This window comes from Shinella sp. S4-D37 (genome assembly GCF_040812195.1).
Taxonomy (GTDB): domain Bacteria; phylum Pseudomonadota; class Alphaproteobacteria; order Rhizobiales; family Rhizobiaceae; genus Shinella.
On sequence record NZ_JBFNXL010000005.1, the window covers coordinates 213,727 to 230,433 of the forward strand.

Genomic DNA, 16,707 nt, shown 5'->3' on the forward strand with positions numbered 1-16,707 from the left:
ATCTTTCGACGTCTTCAACTTATGGGAGCCGTTTGGAAGGATGTTGCAGAAAAACGGAAATAATATCCGGGATGGAAAAGGTCGCCGGACACGCTTCAACTATCCTGAAGTCATCAGTGTTGCGTTGAAGCAGGAAAGTATGGGAAGGCCGGACTTTGCGATCGCTGTGGGGAATTGGACGGGCGCGTCGGACAGAACGGTGCTGAACTTGTTGATTGCCACTGAGAACTGACCCGGCGTGGCCTGATATTTCCATTGAGAATTGACCCATGTTCCAACCTTCCCTCGCATGTTTTCAGCGGGGGCTATGGAGTGATCGACATGGCGTTATTGAGCGTGATCCGACGCTGGCATTTTCGAGAAGAACTATCGATCCGGGAGATTTGCCGCAGGACCGGCCTATCCCGGAATACCATCCGCAAATACCTGCGCCTGGACGGCGTGGAGCCGAAGTTCAAGGTCCCTGAGCGGCCGAGCAAGCTTGATCCATTTGCGGATCGCTTGTCGGCCTGGCTGAAGACGGAATCCAAAAAGGGCCGCAAGCAGAAGCGGACGATGAAGCAGTTGCACGCCGATCTGGTGAGCCTCGGCTACGAGGGGTCCTACAATCGCGTGGCAGCATTTGCTCGGGAATGGCGTGATGATCGACAGCGGGAACAGCAGACGACCGGCCGCGGGACATATGTGCCCCTGGCGTTCGACCCCGGCGAAGCCTTCCAGTTCGACTGGTCAGAGGACTGGGCGATCATCGGCAATGAGCGCACCAAGCTGCAGGTGGCGCACACGAAGCTGAGCTACAGCCGGGCCTTCATCGTGCGGGCCTATCTCCTGCAGACGCACGAGATGCTGTTCGATGCCCACAATCATGCATTCCGCGTGTTCGGAGGTATCCCGGGACGTGGCATTTACGACAACATGCGCACCGCGATCGACAAGGTCGGCCACGGCAAAGAGCGTGACGTCAATGTCCGCTTCCAGGCGATGGCCAGCCACTACCTGTTCGAACCCGAGTTCTGCAATCCGGCTTCCGGCTGGGAGAAGGGACAAGTCGAGAAGAACGTGCAGGATGCGCGTCATCGCTTCTTTCAACCGATCCCGCGCTTTCCATCACTGGAGGCCCTGAACGATTGGCTTGAGCAGCGTTGCAAGGAGTTCTGGGCCAAGACGCCCCACGGTCAGATGCGCGGCACCATTGCCGACATCTGGGCGGAGGAAGTACCCGCGCTTATGCCTGTTTCCAGACCTTTCGATGGGTTTGTCGAATACACCAAGCGTGTTTCTCCGACCTGCCTCGTGCATCTGGAGCGTAATCGCTACAGCGTCCCGGCATCCTTCGCCAATCGGCCGGTGAGCCTACGGGTTTACCCAGACCGTATTGTGGTCGCCGCAGAAGGACAAATCGTTTGCGAGCATCGTCGCGTCATTGACCGCTCCCACGACAGGCCAGGGCAGACGATCTACGACTGGCGGCATTATCTGGCGGTGGTGCAGCGAAAGCCTGGTGCGCTTCGCAATGGCGCACCGTTCGCCGAGCTCCCCGATGCATTCCGGACCTTGCAGCAATATCTGCTCAAGAAGCCAAGCGGAGACCGGGAGATGGTCGATATCCTGGCGCTCGTCCTTCAGCACGATGAACAGGCCGTCCTGTCGGCAGTCGAAATGGCGCTGAAGTCCGGCGTTCCGACCAAGACGCATGTGCTGAACCTGCTGCATCGACTTGTCGACGGCAAATCCTTCACGCCGCCGACCATCAATGCGCCGCAAGCCCTGACGCTCATCAACGAGCCTCAGGCCAATGTCGAACGATACGATGCCCTGAGAAAGACGGAGGCTCGCCATGCGTCATAATCCAGCAAGCGGCGCAATCGTTATTATGCTGCGGCAACTGAAGATGCACGGCATGGCACAAGCTGTCGGCGAACTAACCGAGCAAGGATCGCCGGCGTTCGAGGGGGCCATTCCGATCCTGTCCCAGCTTCTCAAGGCGGAAACGGCCGAACGAGAGGTCCGATCGACGGCCTATCAGCTCAAGACAGCACGCTTTCCAGCCTATCGTGATCTGAACGGCTTCGACTTCGCCAGCAGCGAGATTAACGAGGCGCTCGTGCAGCAACTCCATGGCTGCGGCTTCCTCGACGATGCCAACAACATCGTCCTGGTCGGCGGTCCCGGCACGGGCAAGACGCACATTGCTACGGCGATCGGTGTCCAGGCCATTGAGCACCACCATAAGCGGGTCCGGTTCTTCTCGACGGTCGAGCTGGTCAACGCGCTGGAACAGGAAAAGGCGCAAGGACGGTCCGGCCAGATCGCCAATCGGCTCGTCCACTCCGATCTCGTCATCCTCGATGAGCTCGGTTACTTGCCGTTCAGCGCGTCGGGCGGTGCGATGCTGTTCCACCTGCTCAGCAAACTCTACGAGCGAACCAGCGTCATCATCACGACGAACCTCAGCTTCAGCGAATGGGCCAGCGTCTTCGGTGATGCCAAGATGACCACGGCATTGCTCGATCGGCTTACCCATCATTGCCACATCCTTGAAACCGGAAACGACAGCTTCCGCTTCAAGAACAGCTCTGCGCACGACACCAAAACGACAAAGGAGAAAACGAGGAACTTGACCACGACCGCAGACCCGAAACATACCTAACAGGCGGGTCAATTCTCGGTGGAAACGCCGGGTCAGTTCTCAGTGGCAATCAACACTCTACGCCCTCGCGGAACCCGGTGCTGACGAAGCTGTTTTCCTTGAGGTACCGGGTGGCACCGACCGGTTGATCGAGCCCGAAGATCTCGTCGACCTCGACGAGCTTGGCATCGAGCACTTCATTACTGCTCCCAAGCCGCGTTCTCAGATTGAGATCATCGTCAATGCCCGCCCACGCATTGTCGACGGGCCGGACGTGACTTTCGAGCAGATCGTGCAACTGGCCTTTCCGGGTGCCCCGGAAGCCAACGTAGTGTTCTCCATGACTTATCGCCATGCGAAGTCCAAGCCCCATCAAGGTGAGCTGGGCATCGGCGGTGTCGTAACGGTCAAGAAAGGGACAATATTCAATGTCACCCGCACCGTTCAGTCTTAACCCCGATCTCAAGCAGCTTCGCGACGAAGGCTATGTCGTGGAGCAGCGCGGGGGTTACCTGGTCATGCACCAGGTGCCCTACGTCAACGCTTCCCGCCAGGTGAAAATGGGCAAGTTGATCTCCAGCCTTACCATGGCTGGGGACCGGACCCATCGCCCCGACACGCACGTGATGTTTTTCGATGGTGAGTATCCGTGCCACGCCGATGGCCGCCCCATTTCCGCGATCATGCATCAGAGTGTGACGTCGGAATTGGGGCACGGTCTAACATCACGTCACGCCTTTTCCAGCAAGCCGGCCGAAGGGTACTCGGACTACCATAAGAAGATGACCGCGTACGCGAACATCGTCGCCGGCCCTGCAGCGGTTCTGCAGCCGGGCCTGAGCCCGCGGGTTTTCCAGGTTCCCGAAGATCAGGCGGTCTCGCCATTCCACTATACCGAGACCGCCTCAGATCGTGCCGGTATCGGTGCCCTCACCGAACGCCTGGAAGGCGAAAAGATAGGCATCATTGGGCTCGGCGGAACCGGGGGCTACATCCTGGATCAAACGGCAAAGACGCCCGTTGATCAGATTCACCTGTTCGATGGCGACACCTTCCTGCAGCATAACGCATTCCGTGCGCCTGGAGCACCTTCGATAGACCAATTGCGGGCGGCAGCGCCGAAGGTGGAATATTTCGCCTCGATCTACTCACATATGCATAGGGGGATCGTCCCTCATGTCGTCGACCTCGGCGCAAGCAACGTGTATTTGCTGGATGGCATCACCTTCGCCTTTCTCTCGATGGATGCAGGCGATGCAAAGCGAGCAGTGGTGGCTAAGCTCGAGGCGATGGGCGTCTCGTTCATCGACGTCGGGATGGGCCTCGAACTGGTTGATGGCTCGCTCGGTGGCATTCTCCGCGTCACCGCCAGCACGCCTGCCAAGCGCGATCACGTTCACAATGGGCGTATCTCCTTCCATAGCGCGCCGGCCGATGCCGTCTATGCCACTAACATTCAGGTCGCCGACCTCAACATGCTCAATGCAGCCTTAGCTGTCATGAAGTGGAAGAAACTGCGCGGCTTTTACCGCGACCTAGAGAATGAACACCACAGCACGTTTACGACGGATGGCAACATGCTGCTCAACGAGGACCGGTCGTAATGTTCCATAGACGTCTCAAGCACCGCTTCAACTCTCTCATTCCGGACAAGTTGGAGCCCGGAATACTCTACATTTCGATGGAATACGCGACGGCGGCCCATAGCTGCTGCTGCGGGTGCGGCGAAGAGGTTGTCACGCCGTTCACTCCGACTGACTGGCACATGGACTTCGACGGAGAAACTATTTCGCTCAGCCCTTCCGTTGGTAGCTGGACCTTGCGGTGTCGATCACACTACATCATAAGGCGCGGTAACGTCATCGAAGCCGGCGCGTGGAGCGATGAACAAATCGAGGCAGAACGTCGTCGTGACCGTGGCGCGAAGCAGAGATACTACGGTCAGGTCAATACCGCGCCGCCCGCCACTTCTTCTGCGCCACCCAAGGTTCCAGGAAAGAGGAAGGGCTTCATTGATCGCTTTAAGGACTGGCTCGGTCTTTGAGCGGTGTGATGCAGAGTGCATCTCCAACTCAGCCGCATCATCCGGCATCGACGGTGCGGCTGCCCACTTGCTGCTGGGTATGTTATATGGGCGGAAATAGTTGTCGCCAATGCGGGAGCTATCTAGCTGAATTTACAAGTCTCCGTGCAGTCAGGCCCCCGCAACCAGCGCTTCTGAGCCGTTTTGGCTCGAAGTGAAGTCCCGGTTGAACTCGCCCTCCTGCAACCACTGATTCTAACAAACCCGTCGCACTTGCGGCGGGTTTTCTCGTTTTCGAAGTCTTTCCAATGGCTTTACGCTCGACCCAATTCAGAATTTGACTGAGCTCGCCGTACAAAAGCGCATCGATCTCACCACGGTTCGGACTTGGCGTGAGTACGATCTTCTCGATCAGCATCCGCAGGGCTTCCGCCGCCTGTACCTGCTCTTCGGGGTTGTTCAGCGCTTCCGTCAGTTTCGCAACCTTCTTAGCATAGATCGCCGAAGCGCTCGGCAGCAGGTCGGGAACGTCGTCAGGAACATCGACAAGGAGAGCCGTCAATTCGGTTTTGCGAGCCTCCAAAACCGTCATCTTCTCTTTCATCGACGGGTGGTACATGCCATCGGCAATCGCTTCAACGATCTCCGCGATTTGCTTTTGGACTTTCTTGAGTTCCGCCTTCCACGTCCCTCTATTGGAGCGGCGCTCCCGGTTCTGCCGGTTCACGTATTCCGCATAGGGCGCATCGCTTCGTCCGCGATCTCTGGCGACGTCATGCGGTCCTTGAGGCCAGCCAATACCTCTTGCTCCAGCTCCCCGCGCGGGATCGTGCGGCTGTTTGAGCAAGAACCCTTGCGGATGTGGTTCGAGCAGGTGAAACGGTTGGCGCTGCCAAGAGAGTAGAGGCCACCGCAGCCGCCGCAGAACACCAATCCCGACAGCAGCGACTTAGGCCGCCGCGCTCCGTTCAGCCGGTTCTTTTTTTGGTGTGCGCGCACGGCTCCGGTGACCTTCGTGAGCTTCTCGGCGATCTCGCCTCGACGGGCGCGCACGGCCTGCCAGAGTTCGTCGCCAACGATGCGCAGTTCTGGAACGTCCTCGACGATCCATTCCGATTCCGGATTGAGCCGGGAGGCGCGCTTTACGGTCGAAGGGTCTTTGATGTAGCGGAGCCGGTTCCATATCAGCTTGCCGATATAAAGCTCGTTGTTGACGATGCCAGTGCCGCGCTTCGGATTGCCGCAGATCGTCGTGTCATTCCACAGCTTGCCTTCCGGGCCGGGAATGCCTTCATCATTCAGCGCCTTGGCAATGGTGCGCGGGCTGATGCCGGTGGCAAATTCCCGAAGGACACGACGGACTATTTCGGCCTGCTGTTCGTCAATCTCCCGGTCACCGTGGACGAGCTCGCCGCGTCCGTCCAGCTTCTTGATGACCTTGTAGCCGCAGCAGAGGCCACCGCCGGATTTGCCGTCCCCGACACGACCGCGCAGGTCGCGTCGCGTCTTGTCGGCAAGGTCTTTGAGGAGCAGCGCGTTCATCGTGCCCTTGAGGCCGGCATGCAGTTCGCTGATTTCCCCTTCAGCCAGCGTAACGATCGGAACGCCGGCGAACTTGAGATGCTTGAACGGGGTCGCCACGTCGGCCTGGTCGCGCGAGATACGGTCCAGCCCTCGGCAAGGACTACGTCGAACTGGCCCGTCTGAGCGTCCTGCAGTAGCGACTGGATGCCCGACCGCAAGATCATGCTTATGCCAGAAATGCCCGCATCCTTATAGGTTCCGACCATCCTCCACCTGTCGCGTTTCGCCTGCTCACGGCAAATGCGGAACTGATCCTCGATCGAGGCTTCGCTCTGATTGTCGGAGGAATAGCGAGCGTAGATCGCAACGCGAGTCATCCGCTGTCCTTTCGCGTCAGGCGGCCTTTTCGAGACGGCTTGGCCGGATCAAGACATCCGCCGATATTCCGAGACGATCATGCAATTGCCGGATCATCTCGATAGACAGGCCGCGCCTGCGATTGAGGATTTCCGATGTGCGGTTCCGGGTGCCGAAAATCGGTTCGAGGTCCTTGCGGGTCAACCCCTGCTGCTCCATCCGGAACTTGATCGCCTCGATCGGGTCCGGTGGGTCCATCGGACAATGCTTCGCCTCATAGACTTCGATCAGCGTTGCCAGCACATCGAGGCGGTCACCGTCCGGCGTGCCGCTCTTGGCGCTCCACAGGTGTTCGACTTCGGCAAGTGCGGCCTCATAATCCGTTTCGGTGCGAATGGGCTTCAGATCAATCGCCATGCTTCACCTCTGTTGCGTCAATCCTGTCATATGCCTTGTGTGTGCCGATCCACTTGATCCAGACGATGCCTTTCTCGAAATCGACCGCCATCACGAGGCGATAATCGTTGCCCTTGATGTTGAAGACGATCCGCTCCGAACTGACGATACTCGCATAGAGCCGCTTCACATCGGCGGAGCTTGCCCATTCCGCCTTGCTGACTTCATCGAACCAGGCATCGAGTGCTGCCTTTGCGGCGGGTTGATCTTTCTGCCCCGCAAGGCTTTCGATAAACTCCCGCAAGGTCCGACGGGCAATAATTCTCATTAAATAACCTTATCGTGATCCCGCATTGGGATCAATTGCTTATGAAAATATCCCGCTGAACATTTGCCCTACCGGGATCGACACGATTGGAAGGCGATATTCGCTTACAGTCCCTTGCACTGGTTCCTGCCACGTTTTGAACCGCCCCAGATCCGAAGGCAATGGTAACCGAACGAGTTGGATTGCCCTGCGGCAGGTCTCAGTGACGAGCGCTGGCGACCTTGAGGACGATGGCCATGCGGACGAGTTCCGCCAGGCTTTTGGCCTGCATCTTCGACATGATGTTGGCGCGATGAACCTCTACTGTCCGCCGGCTGATGTCGAGATCGTAGGCGATCGTCTTGTTGGGCAGGCCTGAAACCACTGCGGACAGAACCTGACGCTCGCGATCCGAAAGGCTGTCCAGACGCGCGCGCAACAGTCTATCGTCGGCGGAGACTTCGATCGTGCCCTCCAGCCGGCTTGCGGCCCGTGTGATTGCATCAATCAGGGTCTGGTCCTCGAACGGCTTCTCGATGAAATCGACCGCGCCGGCCTTCATCGCCGATACCGCCATGGGCACATCGCCGTGCCCCGTGATGATGACCGTCGGGGGGAGGACGCCGATTGCTCCAAGCTTTTCCAGCAGTTCGATGGCGCTCATATCGGGCATGCGCAGGTCTGTTACCAGGCAGACGTTGGCAAGCGTTGGCGCGGCAGCGAGAAAGCTTGTGGCGGATTCGTGCACCCGCACGGTAAAACCGGATATGCTGAGAAGAAAGGCCAGTGACTTGCGGGCCGGTTCTTCATCGTCGACGATATGCACGACATAGCTGTCAGGCTTCATGCTTCTCCCCTTGCCCGGCGATCGGCAACGAGAACCGGAACGTCGTCCCCCCATTCTCGTTGCGGCGCGCCGAAATACCGCCCCGATGGGCCTCCACGATACGTTTGGATATTGATAGCCCTATGCCCATGCCGCTTGCCTTGCTGGTGACGAAGGGCTGGAACAGGCGGGCTGCGATCTCGTCGGAGATGCCCGGTCCCGTATCCTCGACTTCGACGATTACTTGATCGGGGCCATCCGGCAGCGTGCGCACTATGAGTTCTCGGCGCTCGCCATCGCGCATGGCTTCGATGGCGTTGCGCATCAGATTGATGAGAACCTGCTGAATCTGGATGCGGTCGACAAGCACTTCTTTGGTACCAGGCGAAAAAGCGAAAACTGATCGGACACCGAGTTCCTTGGAGCCCAAAAGCGCGAGCGCGCCGGCTTCTTCGATCAGCTTTCGCAAATCATGGGGGGCTTTCTCCGTCTCGCCGCGGGTGACGAATTCGCGTAGACGGCGGATGATTTCCCCGGCGCGCAGCGATTGCCTTGCGGTATCCTCCAGGGCTTCCCGCATTTGGGCGGCCGGCGCCTCCGCCATGCTCTCCAGCAGCCGGACGCAGCCCTGCGAATAGTTCGCAATGGCCGCGAGGGGCTGATTGAGCTCATGCGCTAGTGTGGAGGCCATCTCTCCCAGCTCGTTGAGGCGCGCGAGCCGTGCCAACTCGTTCTGGATTCCCCGCAACCGTACCTCGGACTTCTCGCGTTCTGTCAGGTCGTGAACGAAACCGGTGAAGAACCGGCCACCACCCGACCGAACCTCCCCCACCGCGAGCTTCATGGGAAAGGTGGAACCGTCCTTGCGCAGGCCCACGACCACGCGGTCGATCTCGATGATTCGCTTCTCGCCGGTCGTGACATAACGCTCGATGTATCCTTCGTGCTCGCGATGATAAGGCTCGGGCATGAGCATGTTGACATTGTGGCCGATCACCTCGGATTCCGTGTAGCCGAACTGCCGCACGGCCGCGGCGCTGAAGGAGGTGATCAGCCCCTGTTCGTCGATGACGACAGTCGCGTCGGGCACGGTGTCGAGAATCGACCGAAGATGCGCTTCGCGTATCCTGAGCGCCCTTTCCGTTCGGTCAAGGGCCCGGCGCGCGTGGTGCAGCATCTCGCCCATCCATGTGATCGCCAGCCCGACCAGAGCGAAGACCCCGACCTGAAGCCAGATTGTCCCGTTGGGGCCGGCGATAAAGGTCGCACCTACGATTGAAAGCGTGAGAGCGAGAAGACCTGGCCCCATGCCGCCCAATATTGCGGCGATGAGTATGACGGGAATGAAGAGAATGAACGTCACGGTGTTGCCCAGCACGCCGTGAAGCAGCCAGCGGACGCCGAAAATGCTCGCCACCGATAGCAGCGCCAATCTGTACCCGGCCGTTCCTTCGAAGCGGCGTGAAAAGATCGCCTGAAGGAGGCGTCCCTGGAATCCGGGTATATCGCGCACCGGCATGGCTTTCCATCGCGACGCCAACCCGGGCGTCATCGGGAGGACAGGTTTGACCGGTTTCAAAGATACAGCCGACCGGACATGAAAGGAAGGTGGAGATGTTCTAACTGGGGGCGTGGAATATAGGCGCTACGTCGAACGGCTGCGTTGTGCAGGCCCGGTCTTCCCGCAATCATGTCCATGCCAACGGCCGGAGGTCCGCCCATGGTATGGATCTGCACTGTGCTTCTTCTGTTGACGTCGCTGATCCTTCTGGCCGGCGGATTTTGGCGGCGTGGCGGGTTCTACAGCTTTCCGTTTCTTGCTGCGGCCATGTTCCTGACCTTCGTCCTGCCGCAGATTCCCGGTCTCATCGACGACCGTTTCATGCCGCAGGACGGCGCCTTGACGCGGGCGGTGTTCTTTTCCTGGCTGTGCCTCGTGATGTGTGCGGTCGGCTGGGCGCTCGGTCGGCAGTCCGGAACCCGTTGGGATCCTTCATTCAGCGAGGGGCGGTTGCTTGTCTATTCGGCCGTGCTGTCGCTGACCGGCGCGTATTTCTTCCATAAGTTCGGCCAGCTCGACGACGACCAGCGCCTGCGCGGCTTCCTGACCGGCACCGCGGTCGCTTATCTCTTCTTCGCCAAGCTGCTCACCTATGGGCTGGCGATCGCGCTTCTCTGTTTTGCGCGCCGTCGTTCGTGGATGGCACTTTGGATCATCCTGTTCGACGGAGTGTTCTATTTCGACCGCATCGTGATCGCCGGGCGCCGCGGCGACGCCGCAGAGCTGGCCTTGATGGTCGCTCTCGCGCTGTGGTTTCAGCGGCGCTACGTCGTGCCCCGCTTCGTCGTTGCCGCGAGCCTGTTTTTTACCGTCATTGGCCTGCTGACCGCCGGGGAATATCGCAACGCTACCTACTACGGTGGCGGGCGGCCGGACTGGCAGGCGGTTCTCAACATCAACCCGGCGGAAAACTGGCACAAGCTGCTCAAGGAGGGCGGTCCGGAATTCCGCAATCTCGCCTTTTCGCTTTCCTATGTCTCCGAAAACAATGCCTATGATTTCGGCGTGACGCACTGGAACACGCTTGTTCATTCCTATGTCCCGGCGCAGTTGATCGGCTCTGCGTACAAGGATTCCCTTTATATCCGCACTCCATTGCAATATTCGATCGATTATAAACCCGCGCCGGGCACCACACCGACGGGAATGATGGATGCCTTTTCGTCATTCTCCTATTTTGGCTGTTTGAAATTTGCTTTGGTCGCAGCCCTGCTCGCGGGTATTTATACTCGTGCGATGCGTGGCAATACCGTCATGCAACTGCTGTACATGCTCTCCGTCATGCCGGCTATGCTGGTGGTGACGCATTTCACCAACGAGATCGTCATCGCCTGGGTGCATATCTCGTTCTTCATGGTACCGGGCCTCCTTTTCGCGCGCATTCGGGCGCGTGACGAGGGGCATCCTCAGCAGGCGAGCCTGAGCAGCATCTCAACCTGATCCACGATATGCATCGGATCGCTCATGTCGATCGAGCGTTTTCGGCCGTTCGCGCCCGTGTGGCCGCCGCGTCCTTGAAGCTGGGTGAGCACGGCACCGGTGAGGCGGGGGATGTCGTGGGTATCGAGAAGCGTGCCGTAGGCCGGCTGGTCGATGATTTCCTTGAGGCCGCCATTCAGCACCGAGGCGACGACCGGCACGCCGAAGGACATGGCTTCGACGGCCGTGTTGCCCCAGGCATCCCAATCCGAGTTGAAGAGAAGCGTGTCGAGGCTCAGGTGGAAATTCTGCATGTCCTCCACCCAGCCGAGCCAGATCACCCGGTCGGCGATGCCCAGATTCTCGGCATGCGCTCTCAGGCGATCTTCTTGCGGGCCGGTTCCGGCGATCGCGAATTTTGCGGACGGCATTGCCTTCGCCACGCCGGCGGCGACGTCGAGGAAGACGTCGAACCGTTTTCGCGGGATAAGCCAACCGGCATTGCCGACAAGCGGCACATCGGCGGGTAATCCGAGGGCCTTGCGTGCGTGCTGCTTTTGTGCTTGGTCGGGCGGTACGGGGGCGGCGAGAGGGTTGCGGACGGTGTGGCAGAGGGGAGAAGCGAAGGGGGCGATGTCCTCCGCCTCCGTGCGAACGAAATCCGAGGGATAGCTGATCGCGTCGAAGCGACGACAGGCTATTCGATAGAACAGGCGCCATTGCCAGGCCGGACGGACGCCGTGGTGGAAGTGCATGGCCAGGAGCCTTCTGCCCGCCGCAAGACGCCCGAGGGCGAGCATGGCAAGGAGGTTGCTGCCGGTCATGATCAGGGCATCCGCGCTTTCTTTTCTCAAGGCGCGCCGGAGATCGGGAAAGCTGCGCCAGCCGAGTTTGCCGCGATAGGAAAGACCGAGCGCCGCAATGCCCTCCGCCTCCAGATACGGGGAGAGTTTTCCCAGCGGCGTGAGGGAAACGACGGAGCATCGGTGTCCTCGACCCTGCAGCCCGGCCATGAGCCGGAAGGAGGATTGCTCCATGCCGCCGAGTTCCGTGCATTGCATGATGTTGACGATCCGCATTGTGCCCCCGCCCGTCGGTGCGCCGCCTCTTCTGCATCCTATGGCCGTTGCGCGGCGGCTTTGACGCATCCTTTCGGATAGGGCCTTATGCTCTTTGCGTTGCTGCTACATTCACCCACATGGCAAAGCCTCGTTCGGTTCCGCCGTGCGACGAGGCAACGCGGGAACGTTGCCTCGTTCATCGCCAACATCACGGAGGCCATGGGGTCAGGCTGATAGGAACCAGTCGTCAGTCAGGTTTGCCATGATGATGCCTTCGAGAAGGACCGTGCCGCCACCGGATAGCGTCAGCAGTGCGAAACCGTCCGCATTCGCCGAGACGCTATAAGTCTGCCCGCTGAGCTCGATGCGATCTATACCGACCTCGAAGTCGGTAATGACGTCGTTGCCATCCCCTGCTGCGAAGATGAAGGTATCAACACCCGCCCCGCCGGAGAGACTGTCGCTGCCCGTGCCGCCGCTCAGAATATCTCTTCCCGCGCCGCCGAAGAGGATATCCCTGCCTTCATCGCCGAAAAGTCGGTCATTGCCGACGCCCCCGTAGAGCACATCCTTGCCGGCTCCGCCGGAGAGACTGTCGTTCCCGTCGCGGCCGCCGAGCATGTCGTTTCCACCGGCGCCTTTAAGCTGGTCGTTGCCACCGCCACCCCAGGCGTTGTCATCACCTTCATCCCCGTAGATGACGTCATTGCCGGAGCCGCCAAAAATGGCGTCATTGCCCGCTCCGCCATGGATCTCGTCCTCGCCGTCGCCGCCGAACACTATGTCGTTCCCTTCGTCGCCCTGCAGGTTGTCGTTTCCATCTCCCCCACCGATCTTGTCGGCGCCTAGGCCGCCTTTCACCGTGTCGTTGGAGCCGCGGGCGAAAAGAATGTCGTTTCCATCTCCCCCGTCAATAATGTCCTCGCCGGCGGTTCCAGGCAAAACGTCGTTACCGGAAGTGCCGGTCAACAAGAGAGGATCGGGCTTTGATGGGGGATGGTGGATGACAGGCGTATCCCAGGTGAAGGCAAGCCGGATAAGCTCTTCGGCGGCGGCGGCAAGATTGTCGACTTCCGGACCCATCGTATAGGTCACTTCTATTTTTCCGTCGGCAATAATGGCGGCCCAGTCGACGGCCGCTATGGTGAACGGAACCGTTGTCGGCTGATACTCGAGAGCCTGGAACTGTCCGCCCAGCGCATATCCTTCGATGGACACGCTGAACCACTCGTTTGCTTCGATGCCATGCAGGTCGCCGAAGTCGCCGATGAAATCCAACGAAACGGTTGCATCGCCGACGGTGGCCGTGGGTGTATTGATGATCGTATCGACAATGACCTTGTTGCGGGAGTCGCCTGCGTCGGCAAAGCCGATAATTTCGCTTGTAAAGGTCGGCATCTGTTCCTCCTGTTACTACTTAGTAACTGGAAATAATTCAGAATTTTCTTTGATTTTGGTCAATTGAATAAGTGGGTAAGCGATGTAACTCTTTGAAGTACTCTAATGCTATTGATGGAGGTATGACGTCAGGGAACAGTCGACTGGATGAGCCTTGGTGCGAGAGGCGCAGGCGTGTTGGTTCGGAGACGGCAGACCATCTCGTTATCCGGCATCTCAACGTGCAGGCTTGCGGGCCATTGCCATCAGCGTCCAGCCCCAGTCGTGACGTTCCATGACATCGCGCCAGCGGGTGCCGGCGATGCCTCGCAAGGCGTTGTTCAGCCGTTGGCCGGTGAGAAGGCGTCGCAGGCCCTTGTGGGCGACGGGGCTGGCGGAGACGAGGCGTTCGACGTGGAAGCGGGTTTCGAGCAATTCCTGCAGCTCATGCCGGTCCACCCAGTTGCGCAACTGGCCGGGTTGGGGAGGCGGAATACGGCAGTGCCCGGCAAGGACCGGCCTGTTCTGCGTGGCGAGCAGCAGGAGGCCGCCCGGCTTCAAAAGGTTTGCGATCTGCGCAATGAAGGCCCGCTGGTCCGCGATATGCGACAGCACCTCCAGGCTCACCACGACGTCATAGGCTTCCGCGGCGAGCGGCAGGGCGGCAAAATCGCCGGCGACGAAACGGATATGCGGCCAGCGGGCCTGCGCCCGCCGCAGTACGTCATCGGAAAGATCCGTTCCGGTAACCCGGCCGAAGCGGGCAAGGTGTGGACACAGCCAGCCCGTGCCGCAGCCGACTTCGATGATGTCGAGACCGTTGCGGCGCAAGCCGCCCAGCCAGTCGAGAACGATCTCGGCCTGGCGACGCGATATCTCGCCGACGCTCGCCTCGCGGTTTTCGGCGTTCCACATGTTCCAGAAGGTGCGTTGGCTCTCGATCGTTTCCATGCGCGGAGCATGCTTTCGCCGGTCGGGACGGGCCAAGTTGTCCATTGGATGCAGCGGGACCGGGCGGCAGGCCTACGCCGTATCGTCCATCCAGGCGCCGGCTTCGCCCAAAAGGCGGAGAGCGCGTGGAAAACGGGGGTAGACGGGAGGAGGCGGCCGGGTTTCTTCGCGCGTTTTGCATGCTTTCCTTCCCCCTTTGCCCAAATGTTCAGCGCCCGCGCTCTCTCGCTATGCTTGTTTCCGGCCAAAAATCGTGGCGACCAAGGGTTATGGTCGCAATGAGGGGGATCCGATGGTTTTCCTGCTGCTTGAGAGTTCAGCCTCCCTTGCCTTGAGTGCCTTTCTTGTCGTTTTCCTGCGCCGGCTGGCGGTTCCCTTGCGCCTGATCGATCTTCCCGATCATCGCAAGATCCACGAAGGCGCCATACCGCTTTGCGGTGGCATCGCAATCTTCCTGTCCTTTGCCGGCATCACGCTTTTCGGCAGCCCGATGAGCCTCGGGCCCGGTTTCTGGATGGCGGTTGTCCTGATCATCGGTCTTGGCATAGCCGACGACCGATTTGCCCTGCCGGCGCGTGCCCGCTTCCTTGCGCAGGTGCTGATCGCACTTGCCCTCATTCTCACGGAGGGGCTCGAGCAACTTGCTCTCGGCGATCTCCTGCCGACAGAGGCGATCGGCGGGGCGGTTGGCCTCTTCATTCTCTCCACTACCTTCATCGTCGGGCTGGTCAATGCCTGGAACATGTTGGACGGCGTGGACGGCCTTGCCGGCGGCAGCGCCGCCGCCACGCTGATCTGGATCGTTCTGCTCGCGCTTCATCTCGGCGAGGAAGGGCTCGTCTATCCCGTCACCATGCTGGTTGCGGCAATCGGCGGCTTCCTGATCTTCAATGCGCGCAGCCCCTGGTGCGCCAAGGCATCGGTCTATCTCGGCGATGCCGGCAGTACGACGCTCGGGGCGGTCATCGCCTATCTGATCCTGCGCCTTTCGGATGGGGCAGAAGGGGTGCCGTTCCCGATCCTCCTGTGGCTGGTCGTCGTGCCGGTCGTCGATACGCTGAGCCTGATGGTGCGCCGCCTGCTCGACCATCGAAGCCCCATGTCGGCCGACCGGCGGCATCTGCATCACCTCTTGATCGATGCAGGTCTTTCGCCGGCTGCGGCGAGCTACACGATCATCGCCGTGTCGTTCCTGTGCGGCGGCGTCGGCTATCTCGGCGTCATGGCCGGCCTGCCGGCCTCGGTGATGACGGTCGGCCTCGTCTTCGTCGTGTTCGGCCATACGGGGTTCGTGCTTTCCGTCGAAGCCTCCGCGCGCCATCGCCTCCATCGTATCGCGCGGCCTTCGATCAACCTCAATCTGTGAGCGCATGCCATGTCGATTTCCGTGCTCATCATGACGCTGAACGAGGAAAAGAACCTGCCCGCCTGCCTTGCCTCGCTGGATTGGTGCGACGATATCGTGGTGCTCGATTCCTACAGCACGGACCGGACGGTGGAGATCGCCCGGGCCGCCGGCGCCCGGGTCTACCAGCGGGCGCACGATACGGAATCCGGCCAGCGGACCTATGGACTGAAGGAGATCGACTACAAATATGCCTGGGTCTATACGCCCGATGCCGATGAGATCACTCCGCCGGACCTGCGCGACGAGATGCTGGCGATCGCGCGTGACCCGACGCGGCCGGAGGCTTCGTTCCGCATCCGCTACAAGAACATGTTCATGGGCCGCTGGATCAAGCACAGCAGCCTCTACCCGACCTGGATCACCCGGCTGGTACGGCCCGACCGCGTGCGCTACGAGCGCGAGGCGCATTCGCGCTGCTTTTCCGACGGGCCCGAGGGGCGCGTCACCGCACATTTCATCCATTACAGCTTCAACAAGGGCATGACCGCCTGGTACGAGAAGCACAATCGCTACTCCTCCTCCGAGGCGCGCGAGACGGTGACAAGCCTGCGCGAAAAACGCGTGCCATGGCGCAATGTGCTGAGTCGGGTGCCGGAGACGCGCCGCCGGGCGCTGAAGGAGCTCGCCATGCGCCTGCCGTTCCGCCCGGCCGCCCGCTTCATCTACATGTATGTCGTGCGCGGCGGCTTCCTCGACGGCAAGGAAGGCTACCACTATTGCCGGCTGCTGGCGGCCTACGAATACATGATCGTCATCAAGACCGAGGAACTGCGGCGGCGGGAAAGCGGCCTTCCGGTCTGACCCAGAGCGTTTTGCCGCATTTCCGGACGCAAAACCGCTTCGCACTTTTGCTGGAAATGCTCCAAGG

General features: G+C 60.1%; 19 protein-coding genes. 9 read left to right on the top strand and 10 right to left on the bottom strand.

Going from position 1 to position 16,707, the window contains the following annotated elements; genetic code table 11:
- Positions 1-40: 40 nt before the first annotated feature.
- The 6 genes from AB3G45_RS08515 (at position 41) to AB3G45_RS08540 (ending at position 4,673) form a co-directional block, all read left to right on the top strand.
- Positions 41-232 carry a hypothetical protein gene (locus AB3G45_RS08515; RefSeq protein ID WP_367830136.1) on the top strand — a complete coding sequence of 64 codons (192 nt, stop codon included), beginning with the start codon at positions 41-43 and terminating at the stop codon, positions 230-232.
- Positions 233-321: 89 nt separating this feature from the next.
- Positions 322-1,848, top strand: a complete 1,527-nt coding sequence (gene istA, locus AB3G45_RS08520; protein ID WP_367829875.1) for an IS21 family transposase — start codon at positions 322-324, stop codon at positions 1,846-1,848.
- Positions 1,838-2,650, top strand: coding sequence for an IS21-like element helper ATPase IstB (gene istB, locus AB3G45_RS08525; RefSeq protein WP_367829797.1), 813 nt, complete (start codon positions 1,838-1,840; stop codon positions 2,648-2,650). The genes istA and istB overlap by 11 nt, the downstream gene beginning before the upstream one ends.
- A complete protein-coding gene (locus AB3G45_RS08530) occupies positions 2,643-3,083 on the top strand; it encodes a multiubiquitin domain-containing protein (RefSeq protein WP_367833538.1) in 441 nt (146 codons plus the stop codon). The genes istB and AB3G45_RS08530 overlap by 8 nt, the downstream gene beginning before the upstream one ends.
- On the top strand, positions 3,058-4,233 hold the full coding sequence (locus tag AB3G45_RS08535; RefSeq protein ID WP_367830137.1) for a ThiF family adenylyltransferase: 1,176 nt from the start codon (positions 3,058-3,060) through the stop codon (positions 4,231-4,233). The genes AB3G45_RS08530 and AB3G45_RS08535 overlap by 26 nt, the downstream gene beginning before the upstream one ends.
- Positions 4,233-4,673, top strand: a complete 441-nt coding sequence (locus AB3G45_RS08540; RefSeq protein ID WP_367830138.1) for a DUF6527 family protein — start codon at positions 4,233-4,235, stop codon at positions 4,671-4,673. The genes AB3G45_RS08535 and AB3G45_RS08540 overlap by 1 nt, the downstream gene beginning before the upstream one ends.
- Positions 4,674-4,791: 118 nt before the next feature.
- Here AB3G45_RS08540 and AB3G45_RS08545 read toward each other — a convergent pair whose 3' ends face one another.
- The 7 genes from AB3G45_RS08545 to AB3G45_RS08575 all read right to left on the bottom strand — a co-directional run bounded on the left by AB3G45_RS08545 (position 4,792) and on the right by AB3G45_RS08575 (position 9,581).
- Positions 4,792-5,379 carry a DNA resolvase gene (locus AB3G45_RS08545; RefSeq protein WP_367830139.1) on the bottom strand — a complete coding sequence of 196 codons (588 nt, stop codon included), beginning with the start codon at positions 5,377-5,379 and terminating at the stop codon, positions 4,792-4,794.
- Complete coding sequence (locus tag AB3G45_RS08550; protein ID WP_367830140.1) at positions 5,376-6,293, bottom strand: recombinase family protein; 918 nt, start codon at positions 6,291-6,293, stop codon at positions 5,376-5,378. Before AB3G45_RS08550 ends, AB3G45_RS08545 begins: the two co-directional genes overlap by 4 nt.
- Entirely contained in the window at positions 6,191-6,553 is a 363-nt protein-coding gene (locus AB3G45_RS08555) for a recombinase family protein (RefSeq protein WP_367830141.1), read from the bottom strand. Before AB3G45_RS08555 ends, AB3G45_RS08550 begins: the two co-directional genes overlap by 103 nt.
- 16 nt (positions 6,554-6,569) lie before the next feature.
- Complete coding sequence (locus tag AB3G45_RS08560; protein ID WP_367830142.1) at positions 6,570-6,950, bottom strand: type II toxin-antitoxin system HigA family antitoxin; 381 nt, start codon at positions 6,948-6,950, stop codon at positions 6,570-6,572.
- Positions 6,940-7,257, bottom strand: coding sequence for a type II toxin-antitoxin system HigB family toxin (locus tag AB3G45_RS08565; protein ID WP_367830143.1), 318 nt, complete (start codon positions 7,255-7,257; stop codon positions 6,940-6,942). Before AB3G45_RS08565 ends, AB3G45_RS08560 begins: the two co-directional genes overlap by 11 nt.
- A gap of 199 nt (positions 7,258-7,456) precedes the next feature.
- Positions 7,457-8,083 (bottom strand): response regulator FixJ, encoded by a 627-nt coding sequence (gene fixJ, locus AB3G45_RS08570; protein WP_367830144.1) that lies wholly within the window; start codon positions 8,081-8,083, stop codon positions 7,457-7,459.
- On the bottom strand, positions 8,073-9,581 hold the full coding sequence (locus AB3G45_RS08575) for a PAS domain S-box protein (RefSeq protein ID WP_367830145.1): 1,509 nt from the start codon (positions 9,579-9,581) through the stop codon (positions 8,073-8,075). Before AB3G45_RS08575 ends, fixJ begins: the two co-directional genes overlap by 11 nt.
- A gap of 201 nt (positions 9,582-9,782) precedes the next feature.
- Between AB3G45_RS08575 and AB3G45_RS08580 the strand changes: the two genes are divergently transcribed.
- Positions 9,783-11,063: an O-antigen polymerase gene (locus AB3G45_RS08580; RefSeq protein WP_367830146.1), complete on the top strand. Its 1,281-nt coding sequence runs from the start codon at positions 9,783-9,785 to the stop codon at positions 11,061-11,063.
- Here AB3G45_RS08580 and AB3G45_RS08585 read toward each other — a convergent pair.
- The 3 genes from AB3G45_RS08585 to AB3G45_RS08595 form a co-directional block, all read right to left on the bottom strand.
- Entirely contained in the window at positions 11,030-12,121 is a 1,092-nt protein-coding gene (locus tag AB3G45_RS08585) for a glycosyltransferase (RefSeq protein ID WP_367830147.1), read from the bottom strand. The two genes, AB3G45_RS08580 and AB3G45_RS08585, sit on opposite strands and share 34 nt — an antisense overlap.
- Before the next feature lie 207 nt (positions 12,122-12,328).
- Positions 12,329-13,501, bottom strand: coding sequence for a calcium-binding protein (locus AB3G45_RS08590; protein WP_367830148.1), 1,173 nt, complete (start codon positions 13,499-13,501; stop codon positions 12,329-12,331).
- A 216-nt stretch (positions 13,502-13,717) separates the two neighbouring features.
- The gene (locus tag AB3G45_RS08595; RefSeq protein WP_367830149.1) at positions 13,718-14,431 is read right to left on the bottom strand and encodes a class I SAM-dependent methyltransferase; all 714 of its coding nucleotides are present in this window, start codon (positions 14,429-14,431) and stop codon (positions 13,718-13,720) included.
- 292 nt (positions 14,432-14,723) lie between these two features.
- Between AB3G45_RS08595 and AB3G45_RS08600 the strand changes: the two genes are divergently transcribed.
- Together AB3G45_RS08600 and AB3G45_RS08605 are read left to right on the top strand one after the other, a co-directional pair.
- Positions 14,724-15,797, top strand: a complete 1,074-nt coding sequence (locus AB3G45_RS08600) for an MraY family glycosyltransferase (protein WP_367830150.1) — start codon at positions 14,724-14,726, stop codon at positions 15,795-15,797.
- A gap of 9 nt (positions 15,798-15,806) precedes the next feature.
- Positions 15,807-16,640 carry a glycosyltransferase family 2 protein gene (locus tag AB3G45_RS08605; RefSeq protein WP_367830151.1) on the top strand — a complete coding sequence of 278 codons (834 nt, stop codon included), beginning with the start codon at positions 15,807-15,809 and terminating at the stop codon, positions 16,638-16,640.
- The last annotated feature ends 67 nt before the right edge of the window (positions 16,641-16,707 follow it).

Coding starts and splice junctions, on each gene's coding strand:
- AB3G45_RS08565 (WP_367830143.1), bottom strand. CDS start 7,257: ATGAGAATTATTGCCCGTCGGACCTTGCGGGAGTTTATCGAAAGCCTT.
- AB3G45_RS08575 (WP_367830145.1), bottom strand. CDS start 9,581: ATGCCGGTGCGCGATATACCCGGATTCCAGGGACGCCTCCTTCAGGCG.
- AB3G45_RS08600 (WP_367830150.1), top strand. CDS start 14,724: ATGGTTTTCCTGCTGCTTGAGAGTTCAGCCTCCCTTGCCTTGAGTGCC.
- fixJ (WP_367830144.1), bottom strand. CDS start 8,083: ATGAAGCCTGACAGCTATGTCGTGCATATCGTCGACGATGAAGAACCG.
- AB3G45_RS08535 (WP_367830137.1), top strand. CDS start 3,058: ATGTCACCCGCACCGTTCAGTCTTAACCCCGATCTCAAGCAGCTTCGC.
- AB3G45_RS08585 (WP_367830147.1), bottom strand. CDS start 12,121: ATGCGGATCGTCAACATCATGCAATGCACGGAACTCGGCGGCATGGAG.
- istB (WP_367829797.1), top strand. CDS start 1,838: ATGCGTCATAATCCAGCAAGCGGCGCAATCGTTATTATGCTGCGGCAA.
- istA (WP_367829875.1), top strand. CDS start 322: ATGGCGTTATTGAGCGTGATCCGACGCTGGCATTTTCGAGAAGAACTA.
- AB3G45_RS08560 (WP_367830142.1), bottom strand. CDS start 6,950: ATGGCGATTGATCTGAAGCCCATTCGCACCGAAACGGATTATGAGGCC.
- AB3G45_RS08555 (WP_367830141.1), bottom strand. CDS start 6,553: ATGACTCGCGTTGCGATCTACGCTCGCTATTCCTCCGACAATCAGAGC.
- AB3G45_RS08540 (WP_367830138.1), top strand. CDS start 4,233: ATGTTCCATAGACGTCTCAAGCACCGCTTCAACTCTCTCATTCCGGAC.
- AB3G45_RS08590 (WP_367830148.1), bottom strand. CDS start 13,501: ATGCCGACCTTTACAAGCGAAATTATCGGCTTTGCCGACGCAGGCGAC.
- AB3G45_RS08595 (WP_367830149.1), bottom strand. CDS start 14,431: ATGGAAACGATCGAGAGCCAACGCACCTTCTGGAACATGTGGAACGCC.
- AB3G45_RS08605 (WP_367830151.1), top strand. CDS start 15,807: ATGTCGATTTCCGTGCTCATCATGACGCTGAACGAGGAAAAGAACCTG.
- AB3G45_RS08580 (WP_367830146.1), top strand. CDS start 9,783: ATGGTATGGATCTGCACTGTGCTTCTTCTGTTGACGTCGCTGATCCTT.
- AB3G45_RS08515 (WP_367830136.1), top strand. CDS start 41: ATGTTGCAGAAAAACGGAAATAATATCCGGGATGGAAAAGGTCGCCGG.